This is a genomic window from Celeribacter sp. SCSIO 80788 (assembly GCF_051054295.1).
Taxonomy (GTDB): Bacteria; Pseudomonadota; Alphaproteobacteria; order Rhodobacterales; family Rhodobacteraceae; genus Celeribacter.
The window spans coordinates 90,448-109,600 of the sequence record NZ_CP150483.1 but is presented as its reverse complement, the minus strand read 5'-3'; the positions used below and the strand labels follow the sequence as shown (position 1 = coordinate 109,600).

Below are 19,153 nucleotides of genomic sequence, written 5' to 3'. Positions count from 1 at the left end.
AAGTCTTCCTTATTCCGCGGCCACGGGCGCGCTTTGCATCATGTAGCCTTCGGGATGGAAGGTTCCATTCTCGTCACGGAAACTATGGGCGAAATCGGGCCAGACCAGCGTGAGACGGCCGGAGCGGTCATCGACGTACCAGGATTTACAGCCACCCGCGAGCCAAACGGTGCCCTGAGACATCCGGTCGATCTTGTCCATATAGGCGTCTTCGGCGTCGCGTTTCACTTCGATCACTTCGACATTCTGGCTCTCGATCGCGTCCAACGCACCGAGGATGTAATCGACCTGCGCCTCGATGATGTAGACGACCGAGTTATGGCCGAGACCGGTGTTCGGGCCGTTGATGATGAAGAGGTTCGGGTAGCCGTTGACCGAAATGGAATCGTAGGCCTGCATGCCGCGATCCCAGTGCGCGTCGAGGCTGATGCCTTCGGAGCCGAAAATGCGCGTGGCAAAGGGCGGGCGCACGGCTTCGAACCCGGTCGCAAAGACCAGAACGTCAAGCTCATAGCCCTCGCCCGACGCCCCATAGGCCTTTTTGCCGTCGACCTTCTTGAGAGCGGAGGCCTCAAGCGTGGTGTTCTCTGCGGTCATGGCCGGGTAGTAAGTGTTGGAAATCAAAAGACGTTTGCAGCCGATCTCATAATCCGGGGTCAGTTTGGCGAGCAACTCCGGGTCTTTGACATGGGTCTCGCGGTGACGCACGGCGAGCGCCTTGGCTTCGTTGAGGAAGCGCGGGATGTTGCGACGCTGGGCAAAGTTGAACTCACCGGCCCAGAAAATTTCCGAACGCATTTCCTCGATCACCGACGGATCGCGACGGCACAGACGGCGCTCGCCCTCGGTATATTGGCGATCCCAGCGCGGGATCATATAGGGTGCGGAGCGTTGGAACACGACCATTTCGGAGGCGAGTTTCTGCATCTCCGGGATGATCTGAATGGCCGACGCGCCGGAGCCGACGACACCGATGCGTTTGCCTTCGAGATCGACGGAGTGATCCCAGTTGGCGGAGTGGAACACATCGCCTTCGAAGCTGTCGAGACCCTCGATTTTGGGCATATGCCCGTCGGCCAAGTGACCCGTGCCGGTGATCAGGATTTTCGCCTCATAGGTGCCTTTGGAGGTCTCGACGACCCAGCGTTTCCTGGCCTCGTCCCAAGTGCTTTTCAGCATATCCGTGTGGAAATGGATGTGCGGCAGGATGCCTTCGTCCTCGGCACATTTGCGGATATAGGCCTGAATTTCCGGCCCCGGAGAGAAGACGCGGGTCCAGTCGGGGTTCGGCAGGTAGCTGTAGGAATAGAGATGCGACGGCACATCGCAGGCGATGCCCGGATAGTGGTTGTCGCGCCATGTGCCGCCCACGTCGCCCGCCCGTTCGATGGCGATAAAATCTTCGCGCCCGGTGCGTTTGAGTTGGATCGCCATGCCGAGACCCGCAAAGCCGGTGCCGATGATCAGAATTTCGGTTTCAGTCGTCATTTGGGTGTCTCCTCAGGGTTTCTGGGCCGGAATGATCGCGCCTGCCGGATATTGATCGGGCTGAGCGGAGAACCGGTCGACATAGTGGAAAAGCTCGGCGGCGCGTTCGTGGACGACGGCGTGACCCGAGGGGATTTCGGCGTAGCGCGCATCTTCGATGGCGCCAAAGAGCTGTTTCGAATGATGTTTCGGCACCATCATGTCGTAGGTGCAGCCGATCACCAGCGTCTTGGCGGTGATGGTTTCGCAATCGGCGGCGATGTCGATGCGGGTGTTCAGATCCATCTGCTTGTCGACGAAGGGGCTCATTTTGAGCATCCCGGCGGCGGCTTTCATCTCGTCGAGCGTCTTGAGGTTCTGGAAGGCGGGGGAGAAGGCGCAGAAGGTCATGTATTGCGTGATCGACGGGCTGTCCTGATCGCGGAGTTGACGCCACACGTCGTTGCGCATTTTCTGATGCGTATCGGTTTTGAGCCAGCCTGCGGTGAGGATCAGGTTCTTGATCTTTGTGCCCATCTCGGCGGCGACCTTTGCGGCCACACAAGCGCCCAGCGAATAGCCCATCAGCGTCACCGGACCCTCCGGCACCTCGGCTTCGATCACGGCTTTGACCTGCGCGACCAGATCGGCAAGCTCGACCGTGTCGCCCGCCGGTTCGGACCAGTCGAGGGCGATGACCTTTTGCCGGTAGGCCATCATCGGGAAGATATAGCCATAATGGCCGTCGATGGAGCCAGCCGTGCCATGCACCAGCACGAGCGGCAAACGGTCGTTGTCCGGCCCGGCAACGCGGTACTGAACGGACACGCCGCCGACCGTCACTTCGCCTTCGCGGTAAGGTTGATCGAGCATGTTCAAATCTCCTTTGCTCAAAGCTTCCCCGTCCGTTGCCCGTCAGACATCGGAGCCGATCCGGTGGGCCGGTCGGGGGAAATCGGGTGTTAGGGTGGGGCAGGAGCCCCGTTCGTCAGGCGGTGGGGATGTGATACCCCCCGTCCACGTAAATCGGTTGTCCGGTCACATAGGGCAGCGCGCCCGACGCGAGCGAGGCGGCCACGGTGCCGATGTCGGAGGTCTCGCCCCAGCGTTTCTGGGCGACCTGACCGCTCTCGATATAGGCGTCGATCTTGCCCGTCGGCGCGGAGCCGGTCATCTCGGTGCGGATAAAGCCAGGACGGATTTCATGCACCGCAATGCCATGCGCACCGAGGCGGTCGGCGTAGAGTTGCGCCACCATCGACAGCCCCGCTTTCGAGACGCAATAGGGGCTGCGGTCGGTCGAAACATGAGACGCGGCGATCGAGGTGATGAAGGTGATGGAGCGATAGCTCTCCACCTCCCGCGCGATCATGCGTTTCGCCATGGCTTGGGTGAAAAAGAAATTGCCGCGCAGGTTGACGCCGAGGTTCCGGTCGAACGCGTCCGCACCGAGATCGAGGATGTCGGTCAGCGGACGCGCCGCGATGCCTGCGTTGTTCACCAGCGCATCGACGGGCCCGAGCGCCTCTTCGACCGCTGCAATCGCGCCCTCATGGGCGGCAAGATCGGAGAGATCCATCTGGCCGAAATAGGCTTTCGCGCCAAGCGCTTCGAGTTCTTTGACAACCGCGTCGGATTTCTCGTCGGTGACAATATCAAGCCCGGCTACGTCAAAGCCCGCCTTGGCCATCGCCAAAGCGATGCCGCGTCCAAGCCCCTGACGGGCACCGGTTACAAGAGCAACAGGTCTGCTCATCTTATACCTCCAGCCATTCGGCGCGCACCTCGGGATTGTCCATCAATCCCTTGGGCGTGCCTTCGAATACGATCTCGCCATGGCCCATGACGTAGAGCCGGTGCGAAATATCGAGGGCGATCACGAGTTTCTGTTCGACCAAAAGGATCGCGATGCCTTTCGCGGCGATGCGCTCCAAAAGCTCACCGACAGCGGCGACCATTTTCGGCGCAAGACCCTCGGTCGGCTCATCGACCATGATCAGGTCCGGATCGCCAATCAGCGTGCGGCAAATGGTGAGCATCTGCTGCTCGCCGCCCGAAAGCGATCCGGCATTGGTCTCGGCGCGGGTGCGCAGAACCGGGAAGAGATCGAAGATGTCTTCCATGGTCCAGCGGCCTTCGCCCTTGGACTTCATCCCCAGAATGAGGTTCTCGCGCACGGTCAAATCGGGAAACACATCGCGGCTTTCCGGCACGTAACCGATGCCCGCATAGGCGATCTTGTGCGGCTTTTGCCCCCCGAGATCCTGCCCGGCAAAGGACACTTCGCCCTTCGTGGTGACAGCCCCCATGATCGCTTTCAAAAGCGTCGAGCGCCCGGCACCGTTGCGGCCCAGAAGCGAGACGATCTCGCCGCGTTTGACCTCAAGGTTCACGCCGTGCAGGATGTGGCTTTTGCCATACCACGCTTGCAGATCGCGCACGGACAAAAGCGTTTCGGCTTCGATGTTCAATTCGGGTTTGCTCATGCCGCATCCTCCTCGCTCGCGCCCAGATAGGCCTCCTGCACCGCAGGGTTGGCGCGGATCTCTTCGGGTGTGCCGGTGGCGATGATCTGGCCATAGACCAAAACAGAAATCCGGTCGGCCATCTCGAAAATCACGCCCATATCGTGTTCGACCATCAGCAAAGTCTTGCCCTCGGTCACCTTCATGATGAGCTGCAATGCCGCATCGGTTTCCGAATGACTCATCCCCGCCATAGGTTCGTCAAGGAGCAGCGTATTGGCCCCGGAAGCGACCGCCAGACCCAGCTCGAGCGCGCGTTGTTCGGGGTAGGTCAGGCTGTCTGCGGTATCATGCGCGCGGTGCGTCAGGCCAAGCTCGACCAGCAGGCGCTCACATTCCGCCGCCACATCTTTGAGGGATGAGGTGGGACGCAGCAGCGTGTAGCGATGCCCGAGTTTCCAAAGCACGGCGCAACGCAGGTTTTCCAGCACGCTCATCTGAGGAAAGATGTTGGTGATCTGGAAACTGCGCGACAACCCCGCGCGCACGATTTCTGCGGGCGGATGACCCGCGATGTCTTTACCGTCGAACAGGATCTGCCCGGAGGTCGGCGTGATCCGACCCGAGATCAGGTGAAACAGCGTCGATTTCCCGGCCCCGTTCGGCCCGATCAGCGCATGACGTTCGCCTTTGCGCAGATCGAGGTTCACACCGCGGATGATTTCCACCGGCCCGAAAGATTTACGCAGGTCCTTGATTTCAAGTGCGTTGGTCATGCGATCTCTCCTTTGCCGAGCGAATGGCGGAGGGTTTCAAGCCGGTCGAGAAGCGGGCGCATCGCCAAAATGCCCCCCGCGACCAGAACAAGGCCAAAGCCCCAGGACAGAACGGAGGTGGCATTGAGCGGCAGGCCCAGAACCGTCATCTGCGGCCCGAGGGCGGCGTCGAGACCGGCGCGATAGGCCAGTTCGATCACAACGATCACGCCGACGAGTGTCACGAGACCGGCCAGCCCGATCAGGGTCAAAAGCGGCGCTTGCACCTTAAGCGTGCCGGAGCGAATGAGAGACACGCCGGACATCAGGATGCCCGCCAGACCCGCAGGCTGCACCATCACCACGAAGATGAACAGCAGACCGAAATACATCATCCAGGCGGACGAAATATCCGAGAGCCAGATTTTCATCAGACCGATGACAATCGCGCCCAGAACCGGACCGAAGAAATGTTTCGTCCCGCCGATATAGGTCATCAGGAGCACCAAAGTGGAAGTGGCAGCACCCAGTTCGTTGACCGTCATGATCTCGAAATTCAGCGCGGCAAGAGAGCCCGCCACACCTGCGATCCCGGCGGCGATGGCATAGGCCAGCATGCGGACGCGTTTGGCGGAAAAGCCCAGAAATTCAACGCGCTCGGCATTGTCCCGCACCGCGTTGGCCAGAAGGCCCAGCGGAGTTTTCGAGAAGAAATACAGGAGTGCTGCGCAGATCAGGAACCAGACGGCAACGATGACATAGATGTCCACGGTCGGGCCGTAATCCATGCCAAACGAGGCGCCGAGATCCATGCGGTCCATCGAAACGCCTTCCTCGGAGCCATAGAGCGACGGGAAAAGTGCCGCCGCCGCATAGACCAGTTCGGAAAGACCCAGAGTGATCATCGCAAAGGGCATGCCGCCGCGACCGGAGGCCAGCCAGCCGCCGAAGAAGCCGAGGACCAGCGCCCCGATCCCGCCGATCAGCGGCACGAGCGGCAGCGGGAAGTTCCAGCCCGCATCGGCCATGTTGAGCACGGCATGGGTGGCAATAAACCCGCCGAGGCCGAAGAAGGTGCCATGACCCAGAGACAGAAGCCCGGTCTGGCCCAGAAGCACGTTATAAGAGAGCGCGAAAATCGCCATGGTGCCGAGATAGTTCAGCGTGGAGATCATCGAATTGCTGGTGAAGATCATCGGCAGAAGGAGGAGGGCAAGCGCGATGGCGGCCCAAGGCAGGCCTGCAATAAGGCGCGTGCCGCCGGTCTCCCGCGATGTTTCGAGTGCGTTGACTGACATTATTCTTATCCTTTCCGCATCAGGCGCGCTTGCCGAACAGGCCCATGGGCCGGAAGATCAGCACCGCGACGAGCAGGAGGTAGGGAATGACCGGACCGATCTGCGACACCGACACGTTCCAGATGTCGGACACGAGCGCGCCCAGGGCGGCGGGCGGTTGCGTCACACCAATCAGGCCGAAGACATCGGAGACAGAGAGGTCGATGCCGACGGCGAAAGTCTGGATGAAACCGACGATCAGCGAGGCCACGAAAGCGCCCGAGAGCGAGCCGAGACCACCGACCACGACGATCACGAAGAGGATCGGCCCGAGGGCGGCAGCCATGGAGGGCTGGGTGATCAGGATCGGCCCGCCGATGACACCGGCGATCCCCGCCAGCGCAGAGCCGACGCCGAAAACCGACATGAACACCAAGGGAACGTCATGGCCCAGCATCGACACCATCTCCGGATGGGTGAGCGAGGCTTTGACCACGAGACCGACACGGGTGCGGGTCAGCAGGAGCGCGAGAGCGGCAAAGATCACCACGGACATGATCAGCATGAACAGGCGAAACGCCGGATAGCCCGTGCCGAAAATCTCGAAGGCGGTGAAATCGAGCGCGGCGGGGACCTGATAATCCATCGGGCTGCGGCCCCAGATCATCTGAACCGCTTCCTCGATCACGAAGGCCACGCCGATGGTGAACAACAGCTCGCCCAAATGGCCGAACTTGTGCACGCGGCGAAGGCCATAGCGCTCGATCAGCGCCCCCACGAGGCCGACCAGCACAGGGGCAAGGATCAGCGCCGGGAAGAAGCCTACATATTTCGAAATCTCAAAGCCGAAATAGGCGCCGATCATGAAGAAACTGGCGTGCGCAAAGTTCAGCACACCCATCATCGAGAAGATGAGGGTGAGGCCAGATGCGAGCAGGAACAGGAGCATGCCGTAGAGCGTGCCGTTCAGCAGGGAGAATGTGATAACTTCTGCGCTCATGTCACAGCCCCGAGAAATTCGGTTTGAGACCGGCGCGCGGCCAGTCAACGGCGATCAGCCGCCCGGAACCCGAGAGCGTAATGTAAGCGGTCTTCATATCAGGTCCGCCAAAGGCGATGTTGGTCGCGAATTCATCAGGCATTTCAACGGTTTCGACATGCTTTCCCTCGGGCGAAATCACCGTGATGCAACCCGGCGTCAGACCGGCGCAGCAGATGTTGCCATTGGCTTCGACCGCAAGGCTGTCGTAACGCTTGAAACCCTCGACCTGCGCCAAAACCGCTTCGCCCGGTGCAAACGGGTTCGGTTTGCGGATCTCGCCCGCGCCGGTGATGTCATAGGAATAGAGACGCCCGGTCTCCGTGTCGGCAACGTAAACGGTCTTTTCATCGGGCGAGAACCCAACGCCATTGGCTGTGGTGATCGGCCATGCGATTTCGCAGGCATAAGAGCCGTCCGGCTTGCCGTAATACAGCCCGCCATGCAGAAAACTGCGCTCCGTGCGGGTGCCGTGATCGGTGAACCAAAGCCCGCCGTCTTTGTCGACGACGATATCGTTCGGCATCAAAAGCGGATGACCGTCGATCTCGCGGTAAAGTTCGGTCACAACGCCCGTCTCAAGATCCACGCGCTCGATGCGCCCACCGGAATACTCCGGATTGCCACCCACAGGCTGGGTCACGCCGCCAGGGTTCCCCCAGGCAAACCCGTCACCGTTGTTACAGATATACATCGCTCCGTCCGGCCCCATCGCGGCACCGTTGGGCGCCCCTTTGAGTTTGACGACAACCTCTTTCGTGCCGTCGGGCCAGACTTTCGTCAGGCAGCAATTCTTGATCTCGCAGACGATCACGGAACCGTCCGGCATCACAACGGGGCCTTCGGGGAACCCGAGGCCGTCCGTGATCTCTTTATAGGGATAGTGCGTCATGTTTTCTCCTCTGTCCGCCAGAGCGGCGGACGAGACACGGGCGTTGCGTTCCCCCCGTGTCTCCCTCCTCAGAATTTACGGGCGTTTCATCTCGCAGGTGGTCGGAAGTGCAATCACATCCGCCGGGATCACTGCGACGTTTTCCCAACCCCATCCGGTGCCCTCTTCGTCAAGCACACCCTCCGGCACATCGACGAATTTGGAAACGGCCATCTGGGTGATGATCTGGTGATCCTCCGGACGGCTGGTGGCCGCAGCGCCGTAGACGGTCGTGAACTCGATGCCTTCCAAGGCCGGAATCAGATCATGTACCTCATTGGAGCCTGCCTTTTCCGCCGCTTTTGTCAAAGCACGGATCGCAGAGGTGTCACCGGGGAATGCCGATGCCGATTGCCCGGTTTGCGCACGATAGGCCGCCTCAAATGCGTGCAAAGCGTCATTCGCGATCCCTGCATCGCCATCGAAAACGGAGTACACTTTTCCGTCGAGACCCGATTGCGCCATCGCGGTCGGGGCCCCCGGACCGGTCGAAAAATACGTGAACCATTCCGCCTCAAGCCCGCCTTCGCCCGCCGCTTTCAGAACGAGCGCCAGATCGGCACCCCAATCCGAAGTGATCACCGCCTGCGCGCCAGAGGCTTTGATTTTCGCGATATAAGGCGTGAAATCGGTGATTTTCTGAAGCGGGTGGGTGTCGTCGCCGACCCATTCGATATCCGGACGAGTTGCGCCCACCTTGTCGAGCACGGATTGCCGTGTGGTCTGACCGGAGGAGCCTTCGGCGTTCAGAAGATAGACTTTCGTGATATCCGGGCGCTCCGTGAGGTAATGGGCAAGACCTGCGGTCTTCGTGTCCGCGTCCAGCACCCAGGAAAAGCTGTAATAGCTGCACTTCTCGCCGGTGATCGCGGGATCGTGCGACGCACCGTCAAAGACGATGACCTGATCGTCCGGGTTGCGGCGGTTGTGTTTGTTGACGAAATCCACGAGTGCGAACGTGTTCGAAGAAGAAACCGAGGTCTGGAGAATACGCGCGCCCGCGTCGATCGCCTTTTGCGCCTGAATGGCGGTTTCCTGAGCCGACATTTTGTTGTCGAAGGTCAGAATTTCGATTTGCTGACCGTTCAGCCCGCCCGCCGCGTTCACCTCGTCAACGGAATAGCGCAGCACTTTCTCGATGCGCTCGGTCACCATCGCCGCCGGCCCCGAGAACGGGTCGATCATGGCGAATTTAAACGTGTCTTCGGCAAGTGCGCCGGTCGCCATCAGGGTGAGTGCGGATGCAAAAAGGATATGGGTTTTCTTCATACTGTCCTCCCGAAGACAAATCCCTCACTGTCCCGCGTGCGGGTGACACTCATCCGAGCGGGCGTCCTGAGGGGATCGTCAGTTTCTCCAATTGGCCGAAGCCATGGCACGCGCCCCTTGATCTTTGTGCGTTCGGGACGTGCGTTCCTCCATGGTGCATATGCTGGAAAACTCGTCGAAAATGGTCAACTCGAATATTCCGGCATATGGACTATTTTTTATTTTTTTATTCGCAAATAAAATTCTGAATTCCGAATATAAAATTTATAATTTTTATTTTTCAGACTGTTAAAATAAAATTGTGCCGAAAACTATTTCGGACATTTCCGGCACAATTCTTGCATTATGGTCCACATACCGGACTTAGTATGTAGCGCGCCCGCCAGACATATCGAAGACCGACCCGGAATTGAAGGAACATTCCGGGCTGGCGATGAAGCAAATCATCGCCGCGCATTCCTCGACCGTACCAAAGCGCCCCTGAGGGATTCGCGACAGAGAAAATTCAATCTGCTCGGGCGGCAATTGCTCCATGAGGGGGGTCTTGATCAGGCCCGGCGCGAAACAATTGGCGCGCACCTCTGTCAAGGCAAGCTCCTTGCCGAGCGACTTGGTAAAGCCAATGATGCCGGCTTTTGCCGCCGAATAGCTGGATGAGTTCGGATTTCCCTCCTTGCCCGCGACAGAGGCCACGGTGACGATACGCCCGTAATTGCGGGCCGTCATCCCATCGAGCACAGCGCGCGTGCACAGAAAAACCCCGCCCAGATGAATGTCGATCACCTGTCGCCAAGAGGCGAATTCATGCCCCTTGACGGGATGTGTCGGCCCGGTAATCCCAGCCGCCGTCACCAGAATGTCGATCTTGCCAAAGGCAGCTTCGGTCGCCTGCCGCGCGGCCTCGACAGACGCCTCATCGGAAACATCGACCGCAAAGCCAAGGGCATTTTCCCCAAGCTCTTTGGCGGCAATATCCGCGCCCTTGAGGTCCCAAATCGCCACTTGCGCTCCCTCCGACAGCAGACGTTCCGCCACTGCGCGCCCGATACCGCGCGCGCCCCCGGTGATGGCGGCAACCTGTCCTTCAAACCTGCGTTTCATGCGTGTCCTCCTTTTGAATACCCATAATGTCCATTAATTTGACTCTTGATTGGCGGGATATCGCTTGTTTAAATGGCGATATATTGCAACCAAAAGCATGATATTCAGCCGAAAATCCGACAATAAGTCCGAATGACGGACAAAATGAGTGACCGCATGGAAGAGACGAAGGACAAAAGCAACAAAAGCCAGGTGGTCGAGAGGACCTGCCTGATTCTGCGCGAGCTTGGTCGGCATGGCCCGCGAGGAGCGCGTCTGCTCGACTTGACGGATCGCACGGGGCTGAGCCGTCCGACAGTGCACCGCATTCTCGCCACCCTGACAGCAGAAAGTTTCGTGGAACGCACACAGGAGCGGCGCTACCGCCTGTCGTCCATGATGTACGAATTGGGGCTCAATGCCCCAAGTCCGGTTGGCGATCCGGCCCGACTTCGTCCGATTATCCAGTCGCTGGCCGAGCGTTGCGGCGACACGGTCTATCTCGCGATGCGGACCGGAGATTTTGCGCATTACCTGTTGCGCTGCGAAGGCGCTTACCCGATCCGTACCCACGTGGTTTCCGCCAACCAGACCCTGCATCTCGTCTCCGGCCATTCCGGCCGCTCGCTTCTGGCGTCCATGCCGGAAGATGAGGCAGAGGATGTGATCCTGCGGGCAACGCGGGACAGGAAATTGTTCGGCGAGGCAACCCCGGACGGATTGCGCAACGAGGTCGAGCGGGTGCGCAAGACCGGCTATGGCTGGGCGCGGGATGTGACCTTTGTTGGCGTCGCCGGACTGACCATACCCGTTCCGAACCCGCGCGGAAGCGCCTATCTGGCGATGTCGATTTCCTCGATTCCACAACGCATGACACAGGAACGCGCCATGGACCTCCTGCCGGATCTCAAAGCCGCAGCCGCCGAGATCGCCGACATGATTGCCTGAAACCGATGGCAACATCTGTAGCGGTAGACAAAAGCGCAACAAGATCGGCGGCCCGCCACAAGCATCGAACCGTAGCTGTCAGATGTGGCTTGGGAAATGGCTCCAGAGCACAGAATAGCGCAGGCCATTGGCTCAAGTGGTCGTGTCGCGGTTTGAGTTCGGCGTCATTTGCACCATTACATTCGGCTTTTGAAGCGTCAGGTCTTCGACAGCGTTCATTGGCATTCGCCCACAATGGAAGAGGCCTGCGCGTAAAGCCTTGGGTTGGCCGGTCGCATTTGGGACGCGCCCTGGATCAGGCGGAAAGCTTCAGGATTTGGTGCACCTCGGCGACACTGAGCCGCACAGGGTTGGCCTGTGTGGAGGAGGCCGAGAGGGCATGTCGCGCGGTTTCCTCCCAAAGCGGCGGGCCGCAGTGCAGGTCGGCGAGAGAGGCCAGCCCATGCCTGTCAATGAAAGCGCGCAGGGACATGCCAAGCCCGTCTTGCACCCATCGTTCGATCTCTTCGCAGCGTGCGGTGGGTCTGCCTGCCTTTATCAGCGCGGCATGATTGACCGTCAGTGCAGCAGGAAGCAGACGCCCGCAGATCGCGCCATGGGCGCCACCGCGACTGCCGATGACGGCGGCGAGGCCATGCACAATCCCAAGCCCGGAATTGGCCAGCGCCAGACCGCTTAAATAGCTGGCTTTGGCCAAAGTGTCGCGCGCGGTTTCATCCTCACGTGTCATGAGCGCCTGAAGCGCTGCGGCCGCAGGCCCGATCATGCCGCATGCGAGAGCATCGGTGACCGGATTGGCGCGGTTCGACAGGTAGCTCTCGATCAACTGTGTCAGCGCATCCAACCCGGTCGAAAGGGTCAGGGATTTGGGCAGACCATCGGTCAGGGACGCATCGACCACCGCGAGGTCCGGCACGAGACGTGGATCGCGCAGGCTGATCTTGAGCCCTTGTTCCGGTACACCGATCACCGCGTTGCGTGTGGCCTCTGCGCCGGTGCCTGCGGTGGTCGGGATCGCCACGAAGGGCAGGGGGGCGTTGAGTTTGGGCGCGGGATTTGGCCCGAGACCGAGATGATCCAACACATCGCCCTCGGAGACACACAGCCCCGACACCGCCTTGCCCAGATCAATCACCGCACCGCCGCCAATGGCGACGATACAATCGGCGGCGGACGCACGGGCGCGGGACACCGCGTCACGGACCTGATCGACGGTCGGCTCGCCTCGGGCGGTAAGGGATGTGACCTGTGCCCCAAGAGTGTCGAGTTCTTCGATCAGCACATCGGCCCAAAGGACCGAGGCGCTGCGCAAGATGAGGACCTTTTGCCCCCTCTCGCGCACCAAAGCTGCGACCTGATCCTTCGCGCCACGTCCGATCAGACAGCGTGCGGGCGCGGTAAAGGCGATATCCGCGACCGGATTGGACGCCAGGCTGTCGGCGAGACCCGGCATCAGACCAGCATCGTGGCACGCACGGCCCGCGCCCAACCGTCGCATTTGGCCTGCCGCGTCGCCTCATCCATGGTCGGCTCAAAGGTGCGCTCCAGCGCCCATGTGGCGGCAAAGCCCTCCATGTCGGGATAGACGCCCGCCCGCTGACCCGCGAGCCAGGCGGCGCCCATGGCCGTGGTCTCAAGGACTTTGGGGCGGTCGACGGGCGCGGAAATGATGTCGGACAGGAATTGCATGGCAAAATCCGAGGCACTCATGCCGCCATCGACGCGCAGCGCTGTGGTGGCGTCGCCCTGCCAGTCGGCATGCATGGCCTCTAAGAGGTCGCGGGTTTGATAACCGACGCTTTCAAGCGCGGCGCGGGCAAATTCCGCTGGGCCTGAGTTGCGTGTCATCCCGAACATCGCCCCCCGGCATTCTGCATTCCAATAGGGCGCGCCCAGTCCGGTGAAGGCGGGCACAAGGATCAGGTCCTGCGTTTTGTCGGCGCTTTCGGCCAGGGGCTGGGTCTCGGAGGCTTCGCGGATGATTTTCAGCCCGTCGCGCAGCCATTGCACCACGGCACCTGCGATAAAGATCGACCCTTCGAGCGCATAGGTCGTCTTGCCGCCGATGCGGTAGGCGATGGTGGTCAAGAGCCGGTTTTGCGACATCACCGGCGTCTCGCCCGTGTTCAAAAGCGCGAAACAGCCGGTGCCATAGGTCGATTTGACCATGCCCGGTTTGAAACAGGCCTGACCGATGGTGGCCGCCTGTTGGTCGCCCGCGATGCCCAAAATCGGGATCGGACGGCCAAAGAGATCGGGGCGGGTTTCGCCGAAATCGGCATCGCAATCGCGCACCTCTGGTAACATTGCCATCGGAATATCGAAGCGTTTGCAGATGGTGGTCGACCAGCGGCCTTTGCGGATGTCGTAAAGCATGGTCCGCGCGGCATTGGTGGCGTCGGTGGCATGGACCTTGCCGCCCGTGAGTTTCCACACCAGCCAGCTGTCGACCGTGCCAAACAAAAGCGCGCCCGCCTCGGCGCGGTCTCGCGCGCCTTCCACGTTGTCGAGAATCCATTTGAGTTTCGTCGCCGAGAAATAGGGATCGAGCAAAAGCCCGGTCTTTTCCGTGACGACCTCTTCGAAGCCTTCCGCCTTAAGCGTTTTGCAAAGCTCGGAGGTGCGGCGGTCCTGCCAGACGATGGCATTGTAGACCGGCTGGCCGGTGGCCTTGTCCCAGACAAGCGTGGTTTCGCGCTGGTTGGTGATGCCGATGGCGGCGATGTGTGACACATCGGCCGAGGATTTCTCGATCGCCGCACGACAGGTCGCCGCCGTGGTGGACCAGAGGTCGAACGCGTCATGTTCGACCCAGCCGCTTTGGGGGAAATGCTGTTCGAATTCTTCCTGTGCGCTGGCCGTGACGGACAGCGATTGGTCAAAGAGAATGGCGCGGGTCGAGGTGGTGCCCTGATCGATGGCAAGAATATAGGTCACATGCATCTCCTTGGTGGTCTCTGCTCTGTCCAAGGCTATGCCACCAGCTCTGGACGGAGAAGAGAGCGCAAAAAGAGGGCGGGAATGACCCCGCCCCCTCTCGATCAGTTATTGCCAGGAGGCCACGAGCGCGTCGTAGGAGACGGTTTGCGGCGTCTCGCGCTCGTTTTCGATGGCGGGTTTCGGTGCGCCGGGCTTGGCGAGCCACTCCTCGGCGCTGGTCTCGTCGTTCATGACCGGCCCGAGATCGCCCTGAATGCCAGCGCGTTCGAGACGCTCCATGACTTTCTCCATATCGGCGCAGAGGCTGTCGAGCGCGTCTTGCGCGGATTTCGCGCCGGACATCGCGTCACCGATATTCTGCCACCAGAGCTGGGCGAGCTTCGGGTAATCCGGAACGTTGGTGCCGGTGGGCGACCAGCGCACGCGGTCGGGCGAGCGGTAGAACTCGACGAGGCCGCCGAGTTTCGGCGCACGATCGGTGAAGCTTTCATGCTGGATGGTGGATTCGCGGGTGAAGGTCAGACCGACATGGGATTTCTTCACGTCGACGGTCTTGGACCCCACGAATTGCGCATAGAGCCATGCGGCCTTGGCGCGATCCTCGGGCGTGGATTTCATCAGCGTCCAGGAGCCCACGTCCTGATAGCCGACTTTCATGCCGTCTTCCCAGTAGACGCCATGCGGGCTGGGGGCGAGACGCCATTTCGGGGTGCCATCCTCGTTCATCACCGCCGGGCTGTCGACCAGAGGTGCGACAAAGGTGGTGTACATGAACATTTGTTGCGCGATGTTGCCCTGACCCGGAACCGGACCGGCCTCGGAGAAGGTCATACCCATGGCCGAGGGCGGGGAGTATTTGTTCAGCCAATCGATGGCTTTTTCCACCGCATAGACTGCCGCCGGGGAGTTGGCCGCCCCGCCGCGTGCCATACAGGCGCCCACGGGCTGGGATTTTTCGTTCACGCGGATGCCCCATTCATCGACCGGAAGGCCGTTGGGTTCGCCTTTGTCGCCCATCCCGGCCATGGACATCCATGCGTCGGTGTAGCGCCAGCCCAAGGACGGGTCTTTCTTGCCGTAGTCCATCGAGCCATAGACCTCGACGCCGTCGATATTGCGACCGGTGAAGAATTCCGCAATGTCCTCATAAGCCGACCAGTTGACCGGCACGCCGAGATCGTAGCCGTATTTTTCTTTGAACTCGGCCATGATTGCGGGATCAGTGAACCAATCGTAGCGGAACCAGTAGAGGTTCGCGAATTGCTGATCGGGAAGCTGGTAGAGCTTGCCATCGGGCGCGGTGGTGAACTGGGTGCCGATGTAGTCGTCGAGATCGAGACCGGGGTTGGTCACATCCGCGCCTTCGTTCGCCATCCAGTCGGTGAGGTTGCGCACCTGTTGATAGCGCCAGTGGGTGCCGATCAGGTCGCTGTCGTTGACATAGGCGTCATAGATATTTTCGCCCGACTGCATCTGAGTTTGCAGTTTCTCGACGACATCGCCTTCGCCGATCAGGTCGTGGGTGATTTTGATGCCGGTGATGGCCTCGAACGCGGGGGCGAGCACCTGAGATTCATATTCGTGCGTGGTGATGGTCTCGGAGACCACTTTGATCTCCATGCCCGCAAAAGGCTGCGCGGCATCGATGAACCACTGCATTTCTGCTTCCTGATCGGCGCGCGACAGCGCCGACTGATCGCCGATTTCCGCATCGAGGAACGCCTTGGCCGCATCCATATCGGCGAAAGCGGGCACCGACAAAAGGCCGAGGCCTAACGCCAGTGCGGTGGTTGTCTTGAGACGATGGTTCATTGGTTTCCTCCCTATGTGAACCTATATTTTTAGGTGTCGATCACTCGCGGGGCCTCCTCAGACCCAGCGAAAGACGATGGCTGCAAAGATCAGGCAAACGACCAGTGCAAGCGCTTGGTTGGCGCCGATCAGGCCCAGCCATGCAAGATTGATAAAGGCCGAGCCCAGAAGGGTGATGAACAAACGATCCCCCCGCGTGGTCTCAATGCCCAAGACGCCAACGCGCGGCGTTTCGGGGAATTTGATCGCCAGAAGGGTGAAGATCACCAAAAGCGTTGCAATCGTTCCGAAAAAGGCGGCGGTCGGCCATGTCCATGCCATCCAGTCCATGTCGAATTCCTCCTCTTAGACCCGACCGAGGGCAAAGCCCTTGGCGATGTAATTGCGCACGAAGTAGATCACGAGCGCGCCCGGCACGATGGTGAGCACCCCGGCGGCGGCCAGCACGCCCCAGTCGACGCCTGCCGCACCCACGGTGCGGGTCATGGTGGCGGCGATGGGTTTGGCGTCCACAGAGGTCAGCGTGCGTGACAAGAGCAGTTCGACCCAAGAGAACATGAAGCAGAAGAACGCAGCCACACCGATGCCCGAGGCGATGAGCGGCATGAAGATCTTCACGAAAAAACGCCCAAAGCCGTAGCCGTCGATATAGGCGGTCTCGTCGATTTCCTTCGGCACTCCGCGCATGAAACCTTCGAGGATCCAGACGGCGAGCGGCACGTTAAAGAGACAATGTGCCAGAGCCACGGCGATATGCGTGTCGAACAACCCGATCGAGGAATAGAGCTGAAAGAAGGGCAGGGCAAAGACGGCAGGCGGCGCCATGCGGTTGGTCAAAAGCCAAAAGAACAGGTGCTTGTCGCCGAGGAAATTGTAGCGCGAAAACGCATAGGCGGCGGGCAGGGCTACGGCGAGCGAGATCACCGTGTTCATCACCACATAGATCATCGAGTTGACGTAGCCCATATACCACGCCTCGTCGGTGAGGATCGTGACGTAGTTTTTAAACGTCAGGTTTTGTGGCCAAAGCGAAAAACTCCCGAGGATTTCCGCGTTGGTCTTCAGGCTCATGTTCAACAGCCAGTAGATCGGCAACATGAGGAACAGAAGATAGAGCGTCATCACCACGGCGCGGCCCTTCACCTTGGGCAGGCTGCGCGCGCGGGTGGCGGGTGTGAGTGCGGTTGCGTCCGTCATCTTACATGCCCTTTTTGTCGAGGTTGACCATGACGGTGTAGAACACCCATGAAATCAACAGGATCACGAGGAAATACATCAGAGAGAAGGCGGCAGCGGGTCCGAGATCGAACTGGCCGAGAGCCATCTTGACGAGGTCGATGGACAAAAGCGTCGTCGCATTGCCCGGACCGCCACCCGTCACCACGAAGGGCTCGGTGTAGATCATGAAACTGTCCATAAAGCGCAGCAGGATCGCGATCATCAACACGCCCATCATCTTGGGCAGTTCGATGAAGCGGAACACTTTCCAACGGTTCGCCTGATCGATCCGCGCGGCCTGATAATAGGCGTCGGGGATGGATTTGAGACCGGCAAAGGCGAGAAGTGCCACGAGCGAGGTCCAGTGCCAGACATCCATCACGATGATGGTGATCCAGGCGGAAATCGTGTCCTGCGTGTAGTTGTAGTCGATCCCAAGCGCGTCGAGCGTGTAGCCCAGAAGGCCGATGTCGACGCGGCCGAAAATCTGCCAGATCGTGCCGACCACGTTCCAGGGGATCAAAAGCGGCAGCGACATGACCACGAGGCAGAAGGACGACCAAAAGCCCGATTTCGGCATATTGAGCGCCACGAAAATACCGAGCGGAATTTCGATGGCAAGGATGATGCCGGAGAACATCAACTGACGTTGCAGCGCGTTCCACATGCGCTCGTCCGAGAGCATTTCCTGGAACCACTCGAGACCGGCCCAGAAGAACTGGTTGTTGCCGAAGGTGTCCTGCACGGAATAGTTCACCACCGTCATGAGCGGGATCACGGCAGAGAACGCCACAAGCACCAAGACCGGCAGCACAAGGAACCATGCTTTGTGATTGGTTGTTTTCTGTTGCATCACGCGGCCTCCCCGCCGGTGGCGGACTGGGGCGCCACACGCCAGTCGTTTGCATAGACATTCACGCGTGCCGGGTCGAAAGTGACGCGGGTCATGTCCGCGCGCACGGGATCGTCCTCGCCTGCGATGATGTTGATGTCTTGGCCAAAGAATTCGGCGCGGATGATCTTGTGGCGGCCCGCATCCTCGACGCGGCGCACTTTTACGGGCAGGCCTTCGCTTTCGCTCAACCGCGCGAACTCGGGCCGCACGCCGATCTCCACCTTGCCGCTCACCGGCGCATATCCCGCGCCGAGCGCGATTTCCGAGCCGTTGATATAGGCCTTTGTGCCCTCGACCTTGGCGGGGATCACATTCATGCCCGGCGAGCCGATGAAATAGCCGACAAAGGTATGCGCGGGCCGTTCGAACAACTCCTCGGGCGTGCCGATTTGAACCACGCGCCCGTCATACATCACCACCACCTTATCGGCGAAGGTCAGTGCCTCCGTCTGGTCGTGGGTCACATAGATCATCGTGTGGCCAAAATCGTGGTGCAGCTTTTTGAGCTGGGTGCGCAGTTCCCATTTCATATGCGGATCGATCACGGTCAGGGGTTCGTCGAACAAAAGCGCATTCACGTCCTTGCGCACCATGCCACGACCAAGAGAGATCTTTTGCTTGGCATCCGCACCCAGCCCGCGCGCCTTTTTGCGCAGCATGTCTTCCATGCCGATCATCTTGGCGATTTCCTGAACGCGTTCGGCCACATAGGACTCGTCGCGGCCGCGGTTCCGGAGCGGAAAGGCCAGATTGTCGTGCACGGTCATCGTGTCGTAGACCACCGGGAATTGGAACACCTGCGCGATGTTGCGCTCCGCCGTGGGCGCGCGGGTGACGTCTTTGCCGTCGAACAGAATGCGCCCCTGCGAGGGCATCAATAGCCCCGAAATGATATTGAGCAACGTGGACTTGCCACAGCCCGACGAGCCCAAAAGCGCATAGGCCTCGCCGTCTTCCCAGTCGTAATTCAGTTCCTTGAGCGCATAGTCGTCCTCTGACGAAGGCGTCGGATTGTAGGAATGCGCAAGGTTGTCGAGTGTAATTCTAGCCATGATCG

At 60.1% G+C, this 19,153-nt stretch carries 18 protein-coding genes; 1 reads left to right on the top strand and 17 read right to left on the bottom strand.

Features of this window, described 5'->3' with window-relative positions; genetic code table 11:
• Positions 1–9: 9 nt before the first annotated feature.
• The 10 genes from V1471_RS19285 to V1471_RS19240 all read right to left on the bottom strand — a co-directional run bounded on the left by V1471_RS19285 (position 10) and on the right by V1471_RS19240 (position 10,304).
• A complete protein-coding gene (locus V1471_RS19285; protein WP_434291120.1) occupies positions 10–1,488 on the bottom strand; it encodes a flavin-containing monooxygenase in 1,479 nt (492 codons plus the stop codon).
• Between the two features lie 12 nt (positions 1,489–1,500).
• Complete coding sequence (locus V1471_RS19280; protein WP_434291118.1) at positions 1,501–2,340, bottom strand: alpha/beta fold hydrolase; 840 nt, start codon at positions 2,338–2,340, stop codon at positions 1,501–1,503.
• Positions 2,341–2,455: 115 nt separating this feature from the next.
• Positions 2,456–3,223 carry a 3-ketoacyl-ACP reductase gene (locus V1471_RS19275; RefSeq protein WP_434291116.1) on the bottom strand — a complete coding sequence of 256 codons (768 nt, stop codon included), beginning with the start codon at positions 3,221–3,223 and terminating at the stop codon, positions 2,456–2,458.
• A gap of 1 nt (position 3,224) precedes the next feature.
• Positions 3,225–3,953: an ABC transporter ATP-binding protein gene (locus V1471_RS19270; protein WP_434291115.1), complete on the bottom strand. Its 729-nt coding sequence runs from the start codon at positions 3,951–3,953 to the stop codon at positions 3,225–3,227.
• A complete protein-coding gene (locus V1471_RS19265) occupies positions 3,950–4,708 on the bottom strand; it encodes an ABC transporter ATP-binding protein (protein WP_434291113.1) in 759 nt (252 codons plus the stop codon). The genes V1471_RS19270 and V1471_RS19265 overlap by 4 nt, the downstream gene beginning before the upstream one ends.
• Entirely contained in the window at positions 4,705–5,985 is a 1,281-nt protein-coding gene (locus V1471_RS19260; protein ID WP_434291111.1) for a branched-chain amino acid ABC transporter permease, read from the bottom strand. Before V1471_RS19260 ends, V1471_RS19265 begins: the two co-directional genes overlap by 4 nt.
• A 19-nt stretch (positions 5,986–6,004) precedes the next feature.
• Positions 6,005–6,964 (bottom strand): branched-chain amino acid ABC transporter permease, encoded by a 960-nt coding sequence (locus V1471_RS19255; RefSeq protein WP_434291110.1) that lies wholly within the window; start codon positions 6,962–6,964, stop codon positions 6,005–6,007.
• Between the two features lies 1 nt (position 6,965).
• On the bottom strand, positions 6,966–7,895 hold the full coding sequence (locus tag V1471_RS19250) for an SMP-30/gluconolactonase/LRE family protein (protein WP_434291108.1): 930 nt from the start codon (positions 7,893–7,895) through the stop codon (positions 6,966–6,968).
• Positions 7,896–7,970: 75 nt separating this feature from the next.
• A complete protein-coding gene (locus tag V1471_RS19245) occupies positions 7,971–9,203 on the bottom strand; it encodes a branched-chain amino acid ABC transporter substrate-binding protein (protein ID WP_434291106.1) in 1,233 nt (410 codons plus the stop codon).
• A gap of 363 nt (positions 9,204–9,566) precedes the next feature.
• Positions 9,567–10,304 carry an SDR family NAD(P)-dependent oxidoreductase gene (locus V1471_RS19240; RefSeq protein WP_434291105.1) on the bottom strand — a complete coding sequence of 246 codons (738 nt, stop codon included), beginning with the start codon at positions 10,302–10,304 and terminating at the stop codon, positions 9,567–9,569.
• A gap of 156 nt (positions 10,305–10,460) precedes the next feature.
• Here V1471_RS19240 and V1471_RS19235 point away from each other — a divergent pair, with 156 nt between their 5' ends.
• Positions 10,461–11,231, top strand: coding sequence for an IclR family transcriptional regulator (locus V1471_RS19235; RefSeq protein ID WP_434291104.1), 771 nt, complete (start codon positions 10,461–10,463; stop codon positions 11,229–11,231).
• A gap of 295 nt (positions 11,232–11,526) precedes the next feature.
• On the opposite strand, the gene V1471_RS19230 is transcribed toward V1471_RS19235, so the two are convergent.
• The 7 genes from V1471_RS19230 to V1471_RS19200 all read right to left on the bottom strand — a co-directional run bounded on the left by V1471_RS19230 (position 11,527) and on the right by V1471_RS19200 (position 19,148).
• The gene (locus V1471_RS19230; RefSeq protein WP_434291102.1) at positions 11,527–12,684 is read right to left on the bottom strand and encodes an iron-containing alcohol dehydrogenase; all 1,158 of its coding nucleotides are present in this window, start codon (positions 12,682–12,684) and stop codon (positions 11,527–11,529) included.
• Positions 12,684–14,168 carry a glycerol kinase GlpK gene (gene glpK / locus V1471_RS19225; protein ID WP_434291101.1) on the bottom strand — a complete coding sequence of 495 codons (1,485 nt, stop codon included), beginning with the start codon at positions 14,166–14,168 and terminating at the stop codon, positions 12,684–12,686. Before glpK ends, V1471_RS19230 begins: the two co-directional genes overlap by 1 nt.
• Before the next feature lie 108 nt (positions 14,169–14,276).
• Positions 14,277–15,983 (bottom strand): ABC transporter substrate-binding protein, encoded by a 1,707-nt coding sequence (locus tag V1471_RS19220; protein ID WP_434291099.1) that lies wholly within the window; start codon positions 15,981–15,983, stop codon positions 14,277–14,279.
• Positions 15,984–16,040: 57 nt separating this feature from the next.
• Positions 16,041–16,313 (bottom strand): DUF2160 domain-containing protein, encoded by a 273-nt coding sequence (locus V1471_RS19215; protein WP_434291098.1) that lies wholly within the window; start codon positions 16,311–16,313, stop codon positions 16,041–16,043.
• A 15-nt stretch (positions 16,314–16,328) separates the two neighbouring features.
• Positions 16,329–17,180, bottom strand: a complete 852-nt coding sequence (locus V1471_RS19210) for a carbohydrate ABC transporter permease (RefSeq protein WP_434291096.1) — start codon at positions 17,178–17,180, stop codon at positions 16,329–16,331.
• Between the two features lies 1 nt (position 17,181).
• Entirely contained in the window at positions 17,182–18,054 is an 873-nt protein-coding gene (locus tag V1471_RS19205; protein ID WP_207020869.1) for a carbohydrate ABC transporter permease, read from the bottom strand.
• Complete coding sequence (locus V1471_RS19200) at positions 18,054–19,148, bottom strand: ABC transporter ATP-binding protein (RefSeq protein ID WP_434291095.1); 1,095 nt, start codon at positions 19,146–19,148, stop codon at positions 18,054–18,056. The genes V1471_RS19205 and V1471_RS19200 overlap by 1 nt, the downstream gene beginning before the upstream one ends.
• Between the last annotated feature and the right edge of the window lie 5 nt (positions 19,149–19,153).

Excerpts from the sequence above, each read along its gene's own strand:
- V1471_RS19270 (WP_434291115.1), bottom strand. The coding sequence starts at position 3,953 with ATGAGCAAACCCGAATTGAACATCGAAGCCGAAACGCTTTTGTCCGTG.
- V1471_RS19200 (WP_434291095.1), bottom strand. The coding sequence starts at position 19,148 with ATGGCTAGAATTACACTCGACAACCTTGCGCATTCCTACAATCCGACG.
- V1471_RS19285 (WP_434291120.1), bottom strand. The coding sequence starts at position 1,488 with ATGACGACTGAAACCGAAATTCTGATCATCGGCACCGGCTTTGCGGGT.
- V1471_RS19265 (WP_434291113.1), bottom strand. The coding sequence starts at position 4,708 with ATGACCAACGCACTTGAAATCAAGGACCTGCGTAAATCTTTCGGGCCG.
- V1471_RS19235 (WP_434291104.1), top strand. The coding sequence starts at position 10,461 with ATGGAAGAGACGAAGGACAAAAGCAACAAAAGCCAGGTGGTCGAGAGG.
- V1471_RS19240 (WP_434291105.1), bottom strand. The coding sequence starts at position 10,304 with ATGAAACGCAGGTTTGAAGGACAGGTTGCCGCCATCACCGGGGGCGCG.
- V1471_RS19230 (WP_434291102.1), bottom strand. The coding sequence starts at position 12,684 with ATGCCGGGTCTCGCCGACAGCCTGGCGTCCAATCCGGTCGCGGATATC.
- V1471_RS19215 (WP_434291098.1), bottom strand. The coding sequence starts at position 16,313 with ATGGACTGGATGGCATGGACATGGCCGACCGCCGCCTTTTTCGGAACG.
- V1471_RS19275 (WP_434291116.1), bottom strand. The coding sequence starts at position 3,223 with ATGAGCAGACCTGTTGCTCTTGTAACCGGTGCCCGTCAGGGGCTTGGA.
- V1471_RS19205 (WP_207020869.1), bottom strand. The coding sequence starts at position 18,054 with ATGCAACAGAAAACAACCAATCACAAAGCATGGTTCCTTGTGCTGCCG.
- V1471_RS19220 (WP_434291099.1), bottom strand. The coding sequence starts at position 15,983 with ATGAACCATCGTCTCAAGACAACCACCGCACTGGCGTTAGGCCTCGGC.
- V1471_RS19260 (WP_434291111.1), bottom strand. The coding sequence starts at position 5,985 with ATGTCAGTCAACGCACTCGAAACATCGCGGGAGACCGGCGGCACGCGC.
- V1471_RS19210 (WP_434291096.1), bottom strand. The coding sequence starts at position 17,180 with ATGACGGACGCAACCGCACTCACACCCGCCACCCGCGCGCGCAGCCTG.
- V1471_RS19280 (WP_434291118.1), bottom strand. The coding sequence starts at position 2,340 with ATGCTCGATCAACCTTACCGCGAAGGCGAAGTGACGGTCGGCGGCGTG.
- V1471_RS19250 (WP_434291108.1), bottom strand. The coding sequence starts at position 7,895 with ATGACGCACTATCCCTATAAAGAGATCACGGACGGCCTCGGGTTCCCC.
- V1471_RS19245 (WP_434291106.1), bottom strand. The coding sequence starts at position 9,203 with ATGAAGAAAACCCATATCCTTTTTGCATCCGCACTCACCCTGATGGCG.
- V1471_RS19255 (WP_434291110.1), bottom strand. The coding sequence starts at position 6,964 with ATGAGCGCAGAAGTTATCACATTCTCCCTGCTGAACGGCACGCTCTAC.